Below are 16054 nucleotides of genomic sequence, written 5' to 3'. Positions count from 1 at the left end.
GCGGCAAAACATCTCGGAAAAGATTTCGCAACTCTTGTACCGTGGCAAACCGGAAAATCCTAGCCCTGGATGCTACTCTAAGTAAAACTACTAGGACTTACGCAGTCGGATGATTTCTCGCGGGCGCAACCTGGGAGAAATCGTCCAAAACTTAGAAAAATTAATCGCAAGTGCGTAAGTCCTAACTACATAAGGCATTAATATTTCCAAGACAAACTGGAGAGCAGGAGGCCCACTATGCGCTGGGAGTTTGGTCGGCGAAGCACCAATATAGAAGATCGGCGTGGAATGAGACCCTCTCGCGGCGTGGTTGGCGGCGGGCTGGGGGCTTTGCTGTTGGCGCTGCTGGTGGCGCTGCTGGGGGGCGACCCGTCAATGGTGCTAAACCAGTCTCCCGTATACGACGGCCCTGCCCAAGTCGCTCCGGCCCCGCCCCAAGACGACCAGGCGGCTGCCTTCGTTTCGACGGTTTTGGGCTATACCGAAGATACCTGGTCGCAGATCTTCCGCGAAAAAGGCTCAAAGTACGTTGAGCCAAAGCTGGTGCTGTTTTCGGGTGTTGTAAATTCGGGCTGCGGCACGGCACAAGCCTCAATGGGCCCCTTCTACTGCCCGCTGGATCAAAAAGTCTACCTAGACATGAGCTTTTATAATGACATGCAGCGTCGGCTGGGGGCAGGGGGCGACTTTGCCTACGCCTATGTAATCGCCCATGAGGTCGGGCACCATGTGCAAAACCTGCTGGGGATTTCCGACCAGGTGCAGTCGATGCAGCGTCGCGTCAGCAAGACCCAGGCCAATCAGCTTTCGGTTCGGCTGGAGCTTCAGGCAGATTGTTTCGCAGGCGTATGGGCAAATCGCACCCACCAGGCTCAGCAGATCTTGGAGAAGGGCGATGTGGAAGAGGCGCTCAACGCCGCTGCTGCCATTGGTGACGATCGCCTCCAGAAGCAAGCCCAGGGCTATGCTGTTCCCGATTCCTTCACCCACGGCACCTCAGCGCAGCGCGTCCGCTGGTTTACCCAGGGAATCAAGACGGGCGACGTGAATCAGTGCAATACGTTTGAGGCGACGACGCTTTAGGGTTTGGGGATGAGACGAAGCGTGTCAGCCCGACTCTGGATTTCTCCGGCTTGGTTTTCAGGAGCTATACCCAAACGGTGACAGCGGCCACGGCAATTAGCATTTCGTCGTTTTTGTCGTCTAGCTCCGGAATGGCTCGTCCCTGAACCACCATGCCACCGGATTCCACGATCAGGCGTTTTTGCCCAAAGGGAAGCACTGCCAGCACTTCTGCCTGCCGCACTTGCTCTGGATAGGGCACGCTGACTTGCACTTCGACAAGCATTTCATCGGGGTGGTTGAGGCCGGCAACTTCCCAGATGCCGGGAAGGGCATTGTGGGCGATCGCATTTCGCACGGCCCGCGCTGCGGCAACCGTAGGGTCTTGGCCATGCTGATCAATGCCCATACCCATTTCGATGATGAAGCGTTTGTGGGTCATATCCGCAACTCGCTAAACAGCATCAGCAGCCCACCCAGCACCCCGATCACCGCAATCGTTCCCAGCGCGTTGAGTTTTTGGGGTAGCGGCTGGGCGGCGGGTTGCAGCCAAAAGGACAGCGTGCGTGTGACCCACGGCATCACCAGCCAGGTCAGGATGGAACAGGAAATGAAATTGTCGAGCAGCATGGCGCTGGGGTGGGGCAGGTTTTTCATAATGCCCAATGCGCCCAGCAGCACTGACTGAATCATGAGCGTTGGGTATAGCCCCAGCACGACTGCTAGGTTTTGCTTCCAGGCGGGCGGCCCCAACCCCAGTTGCTCACCGCCGATTTTGGGCGAAAACCAGCCCTCTAGCCCAGTGGTGAAGGACTTGAACTGGTAAGACTCAACGGGATGATCTTCGGCATTGATCACGGCTTCCCGCTCTTCCGACTTGAGCCAGGCGTTGAGATTCTCTGGCGAGTCAAAGTGGACGATGGAATACCACTTGAGCTGGCTTTTGCCTTTGACAGGCGGCAGCAGGTCGGTGCGGATATAGCCCTTGAAACGCCAGGCCGTGCGGGTGAGTTTGGCGTGCCATCGGCGAAAGGCAATTCCTTTGCCGCGTGGCACGGTATGTTCAACAACCAAGCTGGCATGGACGGGCTGCTCGGTTTGCAGATTAAACATGAGTTTGGGGATTGAGTGGATAAAGCGCAGGGAATTGGGGGTAGAAAATCAGTCGTTTTGAGGGGCTGAATCTTAACGATTGATTCAGTTGATCAATTGATTCAGTTAATCAGTTCCGGTTTCGACTGCTTCTAGTTTCCAGGTCTAGTTTCCAGCAAAGGAAAGCATACTGCGTTGTGGGATCGCGGATACTCTATCTGCCGATAGAGGAAAACCCAACTCCTAGAGGGAGAGGGCCGAATCCTTTCCATAAACGCCATAAACACAGAACTTACGCACTTGCGATAAGCTTTCTGGATTTTGGACAATTTCTCGCGGGCGCAGCCCGTGAGAAATTGTCCAACTGCGTAAGTCCTAAAACAATGTCGTGAACAATGTCGTGAACAGTGTCGTGGCAGGGAAAGAACGGTGGAACAAGCGGTAGAACCGGGGATGTATCGGGTTGCACAATCCCGCTGCCGGATTTGCGTTAGTTCTAGGCTAGACGATTCTACGTGAGTCGGCGCAAAGCCTTGACTAGATTGCCAGGTAGCTTATTAAGCCGCTCTTTTTAAGCAGATTTTAAGCAGATCTTTGAAAAGGCGCATTCTGCAAAATTTTTGAAGCTTTGGGCGATCGCCCAGGTTCCCGTCATAGAATCACTCTAATCTTTCGCCCCTGAGCGAGATCCAGATTCATCTATATCAATAGCCATTAGATGCCCATCTAGAGATATTCGTCTAGATATCCATCAAACGCCATCCCTCAGACTCTACTCCTGACGCTCCTGTGACACAGCAACTCGAAACCCAACTGGCGATTACTATCAATGGCGATCGCGTTCGTATCCAAGACGTTCCCCTCACCACCACGCTGCTGGATTTTCTCCGGCTCATTGGGCGTGTGGGCACCAAGGAGGGCTGCGGCGATGGGGACTGCGGAGCCTGCACCGTGGCCGTGGTCGGCGCGGGCGTAGATGGTAAGCCCCATTACCAAGCGGTAAACAGTTGCCTGATTCCGCTGGGTTCAGTGGTGGGGCGCGAAGTGATCACGGTGGAAGGCGTGGCCAACGGCAAGCTACATCCTGTTCAAGACGCAATGGTGAAGCTGGGTGGCTCCCAGTGTGGCTATTGCACGCCGGGTTTCATCATGAGCATGTTCGCCGCCTACTACGACGGCAAGCTGGACGATGTGGCCGTGGAAGGCAATCTCTGTCGCTGTACGGGCTATCTGCCGATTCGCCGGGCGGCCCAGGCTGCGGCGGCCGAAACGCCCTGCGACCATTTCAGCGAGCATCTGGCCGAGGCAGATGCCGATCTGAGGCCCTACTGCTTCACGGGACACGGGCAATTCTATCGCCCGACGAGGCTTCGGGAGGTGCTGGAACTGCTGCGCGACCATCCCGATGCGACGCTGGTGGCAGGCGCGACTGACCTGGGGCTAGAGCTTCAGCGGCGCGAGTTTCCGGTGCTGATTTCCCTAGAAGCGGTGGCGGAACTGAAGACACTGGTGCAAACCGACGAGTTTGTAGAAATTGGCGCGGCGATTCCCCTAAGCCACATCGAGACGCAGCTTCACGGCGTGTTTCCCTGCATGGACGAGATGATTCACTGGTTTGCGGCACGGCAGGTGCGGAACCGCGCCACACTGGGGGGAAATATTGGTACGGCCTCGCCCATTGGCGATTTGCCACCCGTGCTGCTGGCGCTGGATGCGGAGCTGAAGCTGGCGAGTCTGGAGGGGGAGCGGGTCATGCCCCTGTCGCGATTTTTCCAGGGCTATCGCCAGACCGACTTGCAACCCGGTGAAGTGATTCAGTCGGTGTGGATTCCTAAGGGCATCACACCGGGCGCAGCGCAGCGCCTCAGCCAATCTTACAAAATCGGTAAGCGCGGTACGGACGACATCAGCATTGTGGCGGCGGCCTACGTGGTGGATTTGGACAGTGAGAAGCGAGTGGTTCATGCGCGGCTGGGCTATGGCGGCGTGGCGGCGACCCCGATTCGGGCGACGGCGGTGGAAGAGTTTCTGGTGGGCAAACCCTGGAGCATGGACACGGTGCAACAAGCCAAACCTATGCTCTACAGCGCTTTTACCCCGTTGACGGATCTGCGGGGCAGCGCTGACTATCGCAAGATGCTGGTGGCCAATTTGTTTGAAAAGTTCTTTGTGGAGTTTGCAGCAGCGGCGGGGGTGGAAGTATGAGCATGGTCGGTCAACGCAAGAGCCATGAGAGCGCCGAAGGTCACGTTAGCGGCAGGGCGGTGTATACCGATGACCAGCGGATGCCGAGTGGGATGCTGTCGATTTATCCGGTTCTATCGCCCCACGCCCATGCCAGGATTCTCAGCATCGACACGGCTCCGGCGCTGGAGGTGGAGGGCGTGGTGACAGTGCTAACGGCAGCGGATGTGCCCGGAACCAACGATACGGGCGTGATTCGTCAGGATGAGCCGCTGTTTCCCACCGATGAAGTGAGCTACTGGGGGCAGGCGATCGCCTGGGTAGTGGGCGAAACGGAAGACGCAGCGCGGCGGGGAGCGGCCCAGGTCACGGCGGAATACGAACCTCTGGAGGCGGTGCTGACAATCAAAGGGGCGATCGCCGCCCATAGCTACCACAACGATCCGCAGTTCATCCGCCGAGGCGAAGTGGATCAGGCCATGGCCGCAGCCGCCCACGTCATCGAAGGCGAACTGGAGATGAACGGGCAGGATCACTTCTACCTAGAGACCCACACAAGCTGGGTCATTCCTGATCCTGAAGGTAACTACCAAGTTTACTCGTCCACCCAGCACCCCAGCGAAACCCAAACCATTGTGGCGCGGGTGTTGGGGGTTCCTGTGAATCGCGTCGTCTGTACCTGTCTGCGGATGGGCGGCGGCTTTGGCGGCAAGGAGTCCCAGGCAAACCCGATGGCGGCCGCCGCGGCTGTCGCAGCGCACAAGACGGGTCGCCCGGTGCGCGTGAAGCTGGAGCGCCACCATGACATGATCCTAACGGGCAAGCGCCACGGTTTTTTGGGGCAATACAAGGTCGGCTTCGACAGCGAGGGCAAAATCCTGGCGCTGGATGTGGCGCTCTATGCCGAAGGCGGCTGGAGCCTGGATCTGTCGCCCCCCGTGCTGATGCGGGCCATGCTGCACGTCGATAACGCTTACTACATCCCCAATATGCTCGTGCGCGGGCTGATCGTGAAGACTCATCGCGTGTCTAATACTGCCTATCGCGGCTTTGGCGGGCCCCAGGGAATGCTGGTGATCGAAGACGTGGTAGATCGGGTGGCGCGGCATTTGAACCTGCCGCCGGATGTGGTGCGCGAGCGAAATTTCTATCATGGCGAAGGCGACAGCACCACTACCCACTACGGCCAGGTGATTGTCGATAACCGCATCGCCCGCGTCTGGCATGAGGTGAAGGAACGGGCCCACTTTGCCGAACGGGCCGCCGCTGTTACAGCGTTTAATCAGCAAAACCGCTACAAAAAGCGGGGGCTGGCGATTACCCCGGTAAAGTTTGGCATTTCCTTCAATAAGGTGCAATATAACCAGGCGGGAGCGCTGGTGCATATCTACACTGACGGCAGTATCCAGCTCAACCACGGCGGCACGGAGATGGGGCAGGGACTACACACCAAGATGCAGCAGGTGGCGACGCGGGCGCTGGGGGTGACGCTCGACCGCATCCGCATGATGCCCACCAGCACCGACAAAGTGCCCAACACCTCGGCTACGGCCGCCTCTAGCGGAGCCGACCTGAACGGGCAAGCAGTGAAAAACGCCTGCGAAATCCTGAAGTCGCGGCTGGCTCCGGTGGCGGCCAAGCTGCTGGATTTTGACGCAGCCGAGGAGATGGTGTTTGAAAATAACGAGGTCTATTGCCGCACCTACCCGACGGCGCGGGTGTCCTTTGATGCGGTAGTGCAGCAGGCCTATGGCGATCGCATCAGTCTCTCTGCCACGGGTTACTACCGCACCCCGATGATCCACTGGGACCCGGTGACCGCGACGGGTCGCCCCTTCTATTACTTTGCCTATGGCGCAGCGGTGAGCGAGGTGGAAGTAGACGGCTTCACGGGCACGTTCAAATTACGCCAGGTGGATATTGTGCATGACGTGGGCGAGTCGCTGAATCCGCTGGTGGATCAAGGGCAGATCGAGGGCGGCTTTGTGCAGGGCATGGGCTGGCTGACGATGGAAGAACTGGTCTGGGATGAGCAGGGCCGCCTCCGCACCTTTGCCCCCAGCACTTATAAAATTCCCACCATCAGCGAAATCCCAGAACATTTCCAGGTGCATCTAATCGAGCGAGGCAGCCAGGACGGCACGATCTACGGCAGCAAAGCGGTGGGTGAGCCGCCGTTTATGCTGGCGATGTCCGTCCGCGAGGCAATTCGAGCAGCCGTGGCCGCCTTTGGCAATGCCGCCGTGGTGGAACTGGCTGCACCCGCTACGCCGGAGGCAACGCTGCGGGCGATCGAGGCAGTTCGGAGCGCTACCTCTGCGACAGAAGCTGCGCTATCGTCTACGTCGGTCTAGGGTTTCTCCTGGTCTAATTTCGACCGAAATTCTGAGAAAAACGAGCTTTGTGAATGGAGGGGCGATCGCCCCCCTTTTTATGCTCTTTTCATATCTTTGTCCAGTTCCCCAGCGCTAGCGTTGCGGAGCAATCACTCCTAATCCCTAGTTTTCTAGTTTTTCTGCCCTCCGTTTTAGCTCGTCACGCTTTCAGATAATATGAAGGAATGCCTAATTTCCCACTAGGTCAAGCGCATCGTCGGTTCCCGGCAAATCGCAAGCCTTGCGGACAGAGACAGGCAGTGTCCAGTTCTGTCGAGTTTCAAGTTTGGATTCGGCTAGACTTGCACAACAGATTGAATTTCTTTGAATTTCTCAACTTGCATCCGCGTTGGGTAGGAACATAAAAGCTATGAGCGACGAGATTCTCACAAAGGTCAAAAAGATCGTATCCGAGCAACTGAGCGTCGAAGAGAGTGAAGTCAACCCTGAGTCTAACTTTGCCAACGACCTGGGCGCAGACTCTCTAGACACGGTTGAACTGGTGATGGCGCTAGAGGAAGAATTCGATATCGAAATTCCCGACGAAGCCGCCGAAGGCATCGCTACGGTTCAAGCTGCTGTGGACTACATCAAGCAAAAGGTCGCTGCGTAGGACTGGACACAAGTTTCCACGCCTTCTCCAACCTCCTGCTGTTCTCTGCCCTGGCTATCTATAGGCCTCGGCTATTCTGTGGTTTGGGCAAAAGCCCGCGAATTTGCTGTCATGACAACTTTGGATTCTGGATTAAAGCGCGTCGTGGTTACGGGTCTGGGTGCTATTACGCCCATTGGCAACACCCTGGCGGAATACTGGGACGGTTTGATGAGCGGTCGTAACGGCATTGGCCCGATTACACTGTTCGATGCGTCTCGCCACGACTGCCGCATTGCGGGCGAGGTCAAAAACTTTGACCCACAGCTCTATATGGATCGCAAAGAAGCGAAGCGCATGGATCGCTTTGCCCAATTTGCGGTGTCTGCCAGCAAGCAAGCCCTCGCCGATGCCAATTTTGTCATTAACGATCTGAATGCTGAACAGGTCGGCACGCTAATCGGCACAGGCATTGGCGGTCTTAAGGTCATGGAAGACCAGCAGGAAGTGTTTCTAACGCGCGGCCCCGATCGCTGTAGCCCGTTCACTGTGCCGATGATGATTGCCAACATGGCGGCCGGGCTGACGGCGATTCAAGTGGGGGCAAAGGGGCCCAACAACTGCACAGTGACGGCCTGTGCGGCTGGGTCAAATGCCATTGGCGATGCGTTTCGCATTTTGCAGCGGGGATTTGCTCAGGCAATGATTTGCGGCGGCACAGAGGCGGCCGTCACGCCTTTGTCTGTAGCGGGCTTTGCTTCGGCCAAAGCCCTATCCACCCGCAATGATGATCCGCTACATGCCTGCCGCCCGTTCGACAAGGATCGTGATGGATTTGTGATGGGCGAGGGCGCTGGCATTCTCATTCTGGAAGAACTGGAACATGCCCTCAGCCGGGGGGCGCGGATCTATGCCGAGATTGTCGGCTATGGCATGACCTGCGATGCCTATCACATCACCTCACCTGTTCCCGGTGGCGCAGGGGCTGCCCGTGCAATGCAGCTTGCAATGAAAGACGCAGGCTTGCGTCCTGAAGAGATTCACTACATCAACGCCCACGGCACCAGCACGCCCGCTAATGACTCTACGGAGACGGCGGCCATTAAAACTGCCTTGGGCGATCAAGCGTACAAGCTCACTGTCAGTTCCACCAAGTCCATGACAGGCCACCTGCTGGGCGGATCGGGCGGCATTGAGGCTGTGGCGACCGTGATGGCCGTGGCTAACGATCGTGTGCCCCCCACGATTAATCTAGAAAACCCAGACCCCGCCTGCGACCTGGACTACGTGGCAAACGAGAGCCGCAGCCAGACGGTCGATGCGGCGCTGTCCAACTCTTTTGGCTTTGGCGGCCACAACGTGACGCTGGCTTTCCGCAAATATCAGGGCTAAAGTCTGGAGTTCTTGCGATTTTCCCTGCATCCGATGGGAAGTCGGTCAGTCAAAACTCTGAACGTCAAGACTCTGAAGCAGTACCCTAAAGTAGCGAAATTAACCAAAGTAGCGAAACTAACCTCTAAGCTGCCCAGTTGCCTATCAAGTCGCCTATTACGGTATTCGGCTTTACAGAAAGCTGTGATTACCCCTTGTCCAGTTTTCCATAAACCGTTAAGCTAATTTTATTGAGTATATTTGCCTAGTGCGATCGCCCAGGAAATCTTTCACCTGTGATCCCCTGTAGTGGGATGATGGGGAAGATGCCTTTGGTGATTCAGGATTCTTCTGTTTGCCTATCCGCCCCGCTTGCCTGTTTTGGCGTGTTTGTGAGCGCCTGTCACCCGTCGTTGAGTAAAAAGAAGACAATGGCTGTTGCGACCCTAACCCTCGAACAACTCTGTATTAATTCCATCCGGTTTTTGGCGATCGATGCTGTTGAAAAGGCAAAGTCTGGACACCCCGGCTTGCCGATGGGTGCTGCGCCGATGGCGTTTGTGCTGTGGGATCAGTTCATGCGGTTTAATCCCAAAAACCCCAAGTGGTTTAACCGCGATCGCTTTGTGCTGTCGGCTGGGCACGGCTGTATGTTGCAGTACGCCCTGATGTATCTGGCGGGCTACGATAGCGTCACGCTGGACGAAATCAAGAACTTCCGTCAGTGGGGTTCAAAAACGCCTGGCCACCCCGAAAACTTTGAGACTCCTGGCATTGAGGTCACGACCGGGCCGCTCGGCCAGGGCATTGCCAATGCGGTTGGTCTGGCGATCGCCGAAGCGCACCTCGCTGCCAAGTTCAACAAGCCCGACCTGACCCTGGTAGATCACTACACCTACGTCATCCTGGGCGACGGCTGCAACATGGAAGGGATTTCCGGCGAAGCCTGCTCGCTGGCGGGTCACCTGGGGCTAGGCAAGCTGATTGCGCTCTACGACGACAACCACATTTCGATTGACGGCTCCACGGATATTGCTTTCACGGAAGACGTGTCCAAGCGCTTTGAAGCCTACGGCTGGCATGTGCTGCATGTGCAGGACGGCAACACGGATTTGGAGGGAATTGCCAGGGCGATCGCCGAAGCCAAGTCCGTTACCGACAAGCCAACGCTCATTAAAGTCACCACCACCATCGGCTATGGCTCTCCCAACAAGGCCAACACCGCTGGCGTTCACGGCGCGGCACTGGGCGAAGCCGAAATCAAGCTGACTCGCGAAAATCTGGGCTGGACCTACGATCCTTTTGTCGTTCCTGACGAAGCCCTAGCCCACACTCGCAAAGCCATCGAGCGCGGTGCTAGCTACGAAGCCGAGTGGCAGGAAACCTGGGCACAATACAAGACCAAGTATCCTCAGGAAGCGGCGGAGTTTGATCGCTTGCTGAGCGGCAAACTGCCTGAGGGTTGGGACAAAGTGCTGCCCACCTACAAACCTGAAGATAAGGCGCTAGCCAGCCGCAAGCACTCGGAAATCTGCCTCAACGCGCTGGCTCCGGTATTGCCAGAACTCATTGGCGGCTCGGCCGACCTGACCCACTCCAACCTGACGGAGTTGGAAATCAGCGGCAATTTCCAGAAAGGCGCTTACGAAAACCGCAACATCCACTTTGGCGTGCGCGAACACGGCATGGGCGCAATTTGCAACGGCATTGCGCTGCATGGTTCCGGGCTAATTCCCTACGGCGCAACCTTCCTGGTGTTTACCGACTACATGCGCGGCGCAATTCGCCTGTCGGCACTGGCGGAGTGCGGCGTGATCTGGGTGATGACGCACGATTCCGTGGCCCTGGGCGAAGACGGCCCGACCCACCAGCCCGTGGAAACCATCGCCTCGCTGCGGGCTATACCTGACCTGACGGTGATTCGCCCTGCGGACGGTACGGAAACTTCTGGTGCTTACAAAGTGGCGATCGAAAACGCCCGGAAGAACCGCCCGACGCTGCTGGCCCTGTCGCGCCAAGGTCTGCCCAACTTGGCAGGTAGCTCGATCGAAGGCGTGGGCAGAGGGGGCTACACGGTGATCGAGTGCGACGGCACGCCGGATCTAATCTTGATTGGCACGGGTTCGGAAGTGAATCTCTGTGTCAAGGCCGCAGAACAACTGGCCGCAGAGGGCAAGAAAGTTCGCGTGGTTTCTATGCCGTCTACCGAATTGTTTGAAGCGCAGGACGCTGCTTACAAAGAGTCGGTGTTGCCCAAAGCAGTGACCAAGCGCTTGGTCGTGGAAGCAGGGACGACCTTCGGCTGGCATAAGTATGCAGGTAGCGAAGGAGATATTCTCGGCATTGACACCTTTGGCGCGTCGGCTCCCGGCGGCGTTTGCATGGAGAAGTTTGGCTTCACGGTAGACAATGTGCTGAGCCGCGCTAAGGCGCTACTTGGCTAAGCCGTTGCTTTGCTAAACCATTTCCAAATTTGCTAAACCATTTCCAAAACCAAAGCCCAGCCTCGATTCGCTCTTGGCTGGGCTTTTCATAGGACTTTTATGAACCTTCTTTTACGAACCTTTATGTTTTGGAACAGTCTTCTTGAGCTTACCCATCTAGCCGCTGTTGTTCGCTGCGATAGCGGATGAACTCTGCCACAAAGGCTAGGGTTCCGGATGCCAGAATCAGCACGACGCTCAGTGCGTTAATGTCGGGCTTTACGCCTGTGCGGACGCGGCTAAAAATCTCCATTGGCAACGTCGTGGTGCCGCCGCCTGCGGTGAAGCTGGAAATCAGCAGGTCATCCATGCTTAGCACAAACGCCAGCAGACAGCCGGAGATAATTGCAGGCATAAGCTGGGGCAGCAGCACTTTAATAAATGCTTGAAACGGAGTTGCGCCTAGATCCAGCGCCGCTTCTTCTAGGTGAGGATTCATGCCCGTGAGCCGCGTCGAGACGACGACCGCGATATAGGCGAGGCAGAAGACAATGTGTGCGGCAACGACTGTCCACAGGCTCAGGGGAATTGCCAGCGAAGCCAGAAATACAAGCGTTGCAACGGCGATCGCAATATCAGGAATAATCAGCGGCAGGTAGGAAATGCCCTGATACAACTGCTTGCCGGGAAAGGTGTAGCGGGCTAGCCCCACGGCCATCAGCGTGCCCAGCACGGCCGCAATGCCCACGGCCAGCAGCGCCACCGACAAGCTATCCGCCAGCGCTGATAGAATCCGCGTGTCGTTGAACATGCGCTGATACCACTGCAACGAAAAGCCGCTCCAGCCTGCACTAAAGGGCGATGCGTTGAAGCTAAAAAACGCCAGCACTAGCACTGGGATGTACATGAATGCAAACATCACCAGCGTAAAGAGAAACTGCCAGGAGAGGCGGCGTTTGGCGGCAACGGTTTTGGGCAGATCGAGGGTTGCGGTCATAGTGGGAAACCGGGGGAAAACGGGGGGAGTGTTAATAATTCTCTAGCTTGCGATCGCCATACTTCAGCAGCAGCACAATGCCCAGCCCCATCGCGCCGATCAGCACCATGCTGAGGGCAGAGCCAAAGCCCCAGTTGCGAGTCGCGCCAAGGAACTGGTTGTAAATGAGGCGGGCCATAGTCATACTGGATGCTCCGCCCAGCAGTTCAGGCACCACAAAATCCCCCAGGCTGGTAATAAACACCAGCAAGCAGGCAGCAGCGATGCCAGGGAGCGTCTGGGGCACGGTGACTTTCCAAAAGCCCTGCTGGGGAGTTGCCCCCAGATCGGCCGCCGCTTCTAGCAGCCGCTTATCAAGCCGCTCCAGCGAAGCGTAGAGGATTAGCACCATATAGGGCAAAAAGTTATAGGCCAACCCGATCATCACGGCAGTCTGGGTGTTCAGAATATCCAGCGTTGGCAAGCGGAGAGTACTCAGCAGCGAGTTCAGCACGCCCGTCGGCCGCAGAATGGTGATCCAGGCGTAGGAGCGGAGCAGAGAGGATGTCCACAGGGGCAGCACAAAGCTGACCAGCAGCAGGTTGCGCCAGCGAGCAGGAGCCATCACCGCAATCCAATAGGCGACAGGAAAGCCCAGCACAAGGCAAAGGAGCGTACTGGCGATCGCAAAAAACACCGATCGCCCAATCACCCACAAATAAATCGCCTGACCGTCAATTAGCTCAAAGATTTTTGCATAGTTGCCCAGACCGTAGGGTGCGGGCTGGCTGCCAGGACGGAATCCTGGAATCAGGCTCAGTTCGAGGATCATCAGCGTCGGCACGACCAACAGCAACAGCAGCCAAAGCCCTGGCGGCCCCAGCAAGACAAAGGGCTGTATCAAACCCATCAGCCGCTGCTTGAGTCCCTTGCTGGCAGGGCGCTGGGGTTCGACTTCTGGAGTCGGGGAGAGCGGAGCGGAGGTTGCCATAGTGGAAAAATATTGAGAGCGATCGCTCAATAACAGAGTCAGGCGCTGGTCAACTGCGTCCAGTACCGATCATAAATATCGACCGCTTCGCCCACATTGGCAAGAACCTCACACTTTGCCAGAATTTCTTCGGGGGGGAAGAGATCTGGGTTTTCGACCAGTTCCTTCGGCAATAGCGTCAGCGTTTTCTGGTTGGGCGTGGGCAGTTTGAGCCGTCCTAGATTCTTTGCCGCCGTCTGCGGTTCTACCGAATACTCAATCCATTTGTAGGCGGCATCAACGTTGGGAGCCGTTTTGGGAATGGCAATGGTGTCTGTCCAAACCGTTGCGCCACTGGACGGCACTACGTATTCTAGCTGGGGATTTTCCAGCACCATATCGATGCCATCCACCGAGTAGGCATGGGCCACGGCCAGGTCGCCCACTGCCATCTGATCTCGCCAACCGTCGGTTGTAAAGGCATTGATCGCGGGCTTGAGTTCTTGCAGCTTTTTGTAGGCAGCTTCAATTTCTTTGGGATCTTGGGTGCTGTTGGAAAAGCCCAGCATCTTTAGCGCCATGCCCATAACCTCACGCACGTCGTTGAGCAGGGTCATTCTGCGAGAGAGTTCAGACTTTCGTTCCCACAGGTCAGACCAGTCGGTAATGGGCTTCTTCACCAATTCTTTGTTGTAGACCAGCCCTGTTGTGCCCCAGGTATAGGGCACGCTGTGTTGGTTGCCAGGGTCGTAGGGAGGATCTCGCCACTGCTCCATCAGATCGGCATAGCCAGGAACGCGGTCTTGGTCAATTTCGAGCAGCATCTCTTGCTCGATCATGAGTTCTACCATGTAGTCGGAAGGATAGACGATGCTATACTGGCTGCCGCCACCAGCCTGCATTCGAGCCAGCATGGTTTCGTTGGAGTCATAGACATCGGCAATGACCTTAATCCCGGTGTCTTGCTCAAAGCCCTTCAGCAGGTCTTCATCGATGTAGGCTGACCAAGTATAGACGTGGAGAGTATTGTCTCCGCTGCTGGGCGGTGAGGCGGCGGAAGTATCTGTGGCGGCAGAACTGCCCGTTGTACCAATGTTTCGGGCGCAATTGCTCAACAGCACACCAGAGAAAGCTGCGCTCGACAACTGCAAAAAGCGGCGACGGCTGGCGCGAGAGGCGGAGGAATAGGGCGATCGCCCACCGCCAGGATTCCGCCTCAGCGAGGATTCAGAATTGGAACGACCAGAAAATCGATAGGGAGGCATAGCAAATCTCCTAAAACTGCGGTGTCCATGCGAAGAATGACCACCCCCTTTGAGGGCAGTGATTCTAAGGAGTGCATCCAATCTTGACTCCCAACGCCTTCGTCCTTGGCCCTGGGTTCCAGGCTCTAGGCTCCAGGCTCTAGCCTCCAGGCTTCAGGTTCCAGGCTGAGTTGCAAGGGGAAGGGCATCTGCCGCCGACCAGGATACGTACACAGGCGTATCAATCTGGGGCATCGACTCTGGGCGATTTGGGCGCATCACCGTCACCATATCCCCCGTCGGCAAATCGACCACATAGTGGACATGGGTGCCCAGGTACATAGTGTGCCGGAGTCGCCCTTCAAAACAGTTCATTTCGCTACCAGGAGGCTCTAGCGACAGCCGCACCTTTTCGGGGCGAATGCTGACCACGACAGGCTCCGCTGCCGCGCCGGGGCAAGCCTCCGTCGGCTTCACCACCATCTGGAGTCCGCGCTCAGTTTCCACTTTTATCAACATCGGGTCTGCGGCTGCCATATACCCTTGGAATAGATTCGTCTCGCCAATGAAGTCGGCCACAAAGGGCGTAGCTGGAAACTCGTAAATCTCGCTGGGCGTGCCAATTTGCTCTACCCGCCCCTCATTCATCACGGCAATCCGATCGGACAGGCTGAGGGCTTCTTCCTGATCATGGGTCACCATGATGAATGTGACACCCAGTTCTCGATGCAGCGTTGAAAGCTCCACCTGCATTTCTTTCCGTAGCTTCAGATCTAGCGCTCCCAATGGCTCGTCAAGCAGCACGACAGTTGGCTGGTTTGCCAGCGCCCGCGCCAGCGCGACACGCTGCTGCTGTCCGCCAGAGAGCTGAGCCGGATAGCGTCGGGAAAAGGACTCCATCTTGACCAGTTGCAGCGCTTCTCCAACTGCTTTTTGAACCTCTGCCTTGCTCTTATTTTTTAGCCGCAGCCCAAACGCCACATTGTCCCACACGGTCATGTGTCCGAACAGCGCGTAGCTCTGAAACACTGTATTCACCGGGCGGCGATAGGGCGGCACGCCCACCATTGACCTGCCTTGGAGTAACACCTCACCTGCCGTTGGCTCGTCGAACCCCGCCACTAGGCGCAGCGTTGTGGTTTTGCCGCAGCCGGAAGGGCCAAGAATGCTGAAGAACTCCCCTTGCCGCACGTTCAGGTCGATACCGCGAACCGCTGTATAGCCATCGAAGACCTTGAAGACTTTGCGGAGTTCGACATCATATTGGGTTTCGGTTTCTACCGTGGACTGATTTGGGGTGATCGTCTGTGCCATGTGGCAAATTCCCTATAGAAATTCTGCTAGAACGGGGCAGTGGTCAAGGCTTAGGTCTGAGATTTTAGCAGTTGAGTCCTTACGTGAGTATGTGTGTCCCTATGAGCGACGGGGGGAAAAGACAAGCGCCTGATTCTATATGATTTTATGACTCGTATTTTATGACTCGTACTTTGATGACTTGTAAATATCCTAAGGGATGAAGCCTTTAGACTCGTGAGATTGCTGGATTTGAAATTGCTGGATTTAAAATTCGCGAGATGGAAATGCTCGAATGCCGGGGCGTTTCCCAATTCCGGGACAGCGCCTCAGCTTGTAAGCCAGTTTGCCCGCGACGGGGTCATGACTATCGCTATGCGCTTTTCAAGCTGGATCTACGCAGACGGCCGCCGACACGCCATAACAGACGTTGCAGGACAGATGTTGCATAACAAACATTCCGTGCGGCTAA

The 16054-nt window shown here is 56.5% G+C and carries 12 protein-coding genes; 6 read left to right on the top strand and 6 right to left on the bottom strand.

Features of this window, described 5'->3' with window-relative positions; all coding sequences use genetic code 11:
- Positions 1 to 237 precede the first annotated feature (237 nt).
- On the top strand, positions 238 to 1083 hold the full coding sequence (gene ypfJ, locus HNI00_RS10070) for a KPN_02809 family neutral zinc metallopeptidase (protein WP_297080268.1): 846 nt from the start codon (positions 238 to 240) through the stop codon (positions 1081 to 1083).
- Between the two features lie 64 nt (positions 1084 to 1147).
- Here ypfJ and HNI00_RS10065 read toward each other — a convergent pair whose 3' ends face one another.
- On the bottom strand, positions 1148 to 1504 hold the full coding sequence (locus tag HNI00_RS10065; RefSeq protein ID WP_316792935.1) for a Lin0512 family protein: 357 nt from the start codon (positions 1502 to 1504) through the stop codon (positions 1148 to 1150).
- Positions 1501 to 2175: a putative antibiotic biosynthesis monooxygenase gene (locus HNI00_RS10060; protein WP_316792933.1), complete on the bottom strand. Its 675-nt coding sequence runs from the start codon at positions 2173 to 2175 to the stop codon at positions 1501 to 1503. Before HNI00_RS10060 ends, HNI00_RS10065 begins: the two co-directional genes overlap by 4 nt.
- Positions 2176 to 2943: 768 nt before the next feature.
- Between HNI00_RS10060 and xdhA the strand changes: the two genes are divergently transcribed.
- The 5 genes from xdhA to tkt all read left to right on the top strand — a co-directional run bounded on the left by xdhA (position 2944) and on the right by tkt (position 11120).
- Positions 2944 to 4359, top strand: coding sequence for a xanthine dehydrogenase small subunit (xdhA, locus tag HNI00_RS10055; RefSeq protein ID WP_316792931.1), 1416 nt, complete (start codon positions 2944 to 2946; stop codon positions 4357 to 4359).
- Positions 4356 to 6692, top strand: a complete 2337-nt coding sequence (gene xdhB, locus HNI00_RS10050; RefSeq protein WP_420156258.1) for a xanthine dehydrogenase molybdopterin binding subunit — start codon at positions 4356 to 4358, stop codon at positions 6690 to 6692. Before xdhA ends, xdhB begins: the two co-directional genes overlap by 4 nt.
- A 391-nt stretch (positions 6693 to 7083) precedes the next feature.
- Complete coding sequence (acpP, locus tag HNI00_RS10045) at positions 7084 to 7326, top strand: acyl carrier protein (RefSeq protein WP_068512699.1); 243 nt, start codon at positions 7084 to 7086, stop codon at positions 7324 to 7326.
- 111 nt (positions 7327 to 7437) lie between these two features.
- Entirely contained in the window at positions 7438 to 8697 is a 1260-nt protein-coding gene (gene fabF / locus HNI00_RS10040; protein ID WP_316792926.1) for a beta-ketoacyl-ACP synthase II, read from the top strand.
- A gap of 410 nt (positions 8698 to 9107) precedes the next feature.
- Positions 9108 to 11120 (top strand): transketolase, encoded by a 2013-nt coding sequence (gene tkt, locus HNI00_RS10035; RefSeq protein ID WP_316792924.1) that lies wholly within the window; start codon positions 9108 to 9110, stop codon positions 11118 to 11120.
- Between the two features lie 148 nt (positions 11121 to 11268).
- Here the strand turns inward: tkt and HNI00_RS10030 are convergent, their stop codons facing one another.
- The 4 genes from HNI00_RS10030 to HNI00_RS10015 form a co-directional block, all read right to left on the bottom strand.
- On the bottom strand, positions 11269 to 12096 hold the full coding sequence (locus tag HNI00_RS10030; protein ID WP_316792922.1) for an ABC transporter permease: 828 nt from the start codon (positions 12094 to 12096) through the stop codon (positions 11269 to 11271).
- Positions 12097 to 12127: 31 nt separating this feature from the next.
- Positions 12128 to 12985, bottom strand: coding sequence for an ABC transporter permease (locus tag HNI00_RS10025; protein WP_367185857.1), 858 nt, complete (start codon positions 12983 to 12985; stop codon positions 12128 to 12130).
- A gap of 119 nt (positions 12986 to 13104) precedes the next feature.
- Positions 13105 to 14310, bottom strand: coding sequence for an ABC transporter substrate-binding protein (locus HNI00_RS10020; protein WP_316792918.1), 1206 nt, complete (start codon positions 14308 to 14310; stop codon positions 13105 to 13107).
- A 153-nt stretch (positions 14311 to 14463) separates the two neighbouring features.
- Positions 14464 to 15603: an ABC transporter ATP-binding protein gene (locus tag HNI00_RS10015; RefSeq protein ID WP_316792916.1), complete on the bottom strand. Its 1140-nt coding sequence runs from the start codon at positions 15601 to 15603 to the stop codon at positions 14464 to 14466.
- Positions 15604 to 16054 lie beyond the last annotated feature (451 nt).

The sequence above is a fragment of the Thermoleptolyngbya oregonensis NK1-22 genome (assembly GCF_032705245.1).
In the GTDB taxonomy this organism is placed as follows: domain Bacteria; phylum Cyanobacteriota; class Cyanobacteriia; order Elainellales; family Elainellaceae; genus Thermoleptolyngbya; species Thermoleptolyngbya sichuanensis.
This window is presented reverse-complemented; position numbering and strand designations above follow the sequence as displayed.

What these genes read in the sequence shown, in the direction of transcription:
- HNI00_RS10065 (WP_316792935.1), bottom strand. Translation starts at nt 1,504, where the DNA reads ATGACCCACAAACGCTTCATCATCGAAATGGGTATGGGCATTGATCAG.
- acpP (WP_068512699.1), top strand. Translation starts at nt 7,084, where the DNA reads ATGAGCGACGAGATTCTCACAAAGGTCAAAAAGATCGTATCCGAGCAA.
- fabF (WP_316792926.1), top strand. Translation starts at nt 7,438, where the DNA reads ATGACAACTTTGGATTCTGGATTAAAGCGCGTCGTGGTTACGGGTCTG.
- HNI00_RS10020 (WP_316792918.1), bottom strand. Translation starts at nt 14,310, where the DNA reads ATGCCTCCCTATCGATTTTCTGGTCGTTCCAATTCTGAATCCTCGCTG.
- tkt (WP_316792924.1), top strand. Translation starts at nt 9,108, where the DNA reads ATGGCTGTTGCGACCCTAACCCTCGAACAACTCTGTATTAATTCCATC.
- xdhB (WP_420156258.1), top strand. Translation starts at nt 4,356, where the DNA reads ATGAGCATGGTCGGTCAACGCAAGAGCCATGAGAGCGCCGAAGGTCAC.
- HNI00_RS10015 (WP_316792916.1), bottom strand. Translation starts at nt 15,603, where the DNA reads ATGGCACAGACGATCACCCCAAATCAGTCCACGGTAGAAACCGAAACC.
- ypfJ (WP_297080268.1), top strand. Translation starts at nt 238, where the DNA reads ATGCGCTGGGAGTTTGGTCGGCGAAGCACCAATATAGAAGATCGGCGT.
- HNI00_RS10060 (WP_316792933.1), bottom strand. Translation starts at nt 2,175, where the DNA reads ATGTTTAATCTGCAAACCGAGCAGCCCGTCCATGCCAGCTTGGTTGTT.
- HNI00_RS10025 (WP_367185857.1), bottom strand. Translation starts at nt 12,985, where the DNA reads ATGGGTTTGATACAGCCCTTTGTCTTGCTGGGGCCGCCAGGGCTTTGG.
- HNI00_RS10030 (WP_316792922.1), bottom strand. Translation starts at nt 12,096, where the DNA reads ATGACCGCAACCCTCGATCTGCCCAAAACCGTTGCCGCCAAACGCCGC.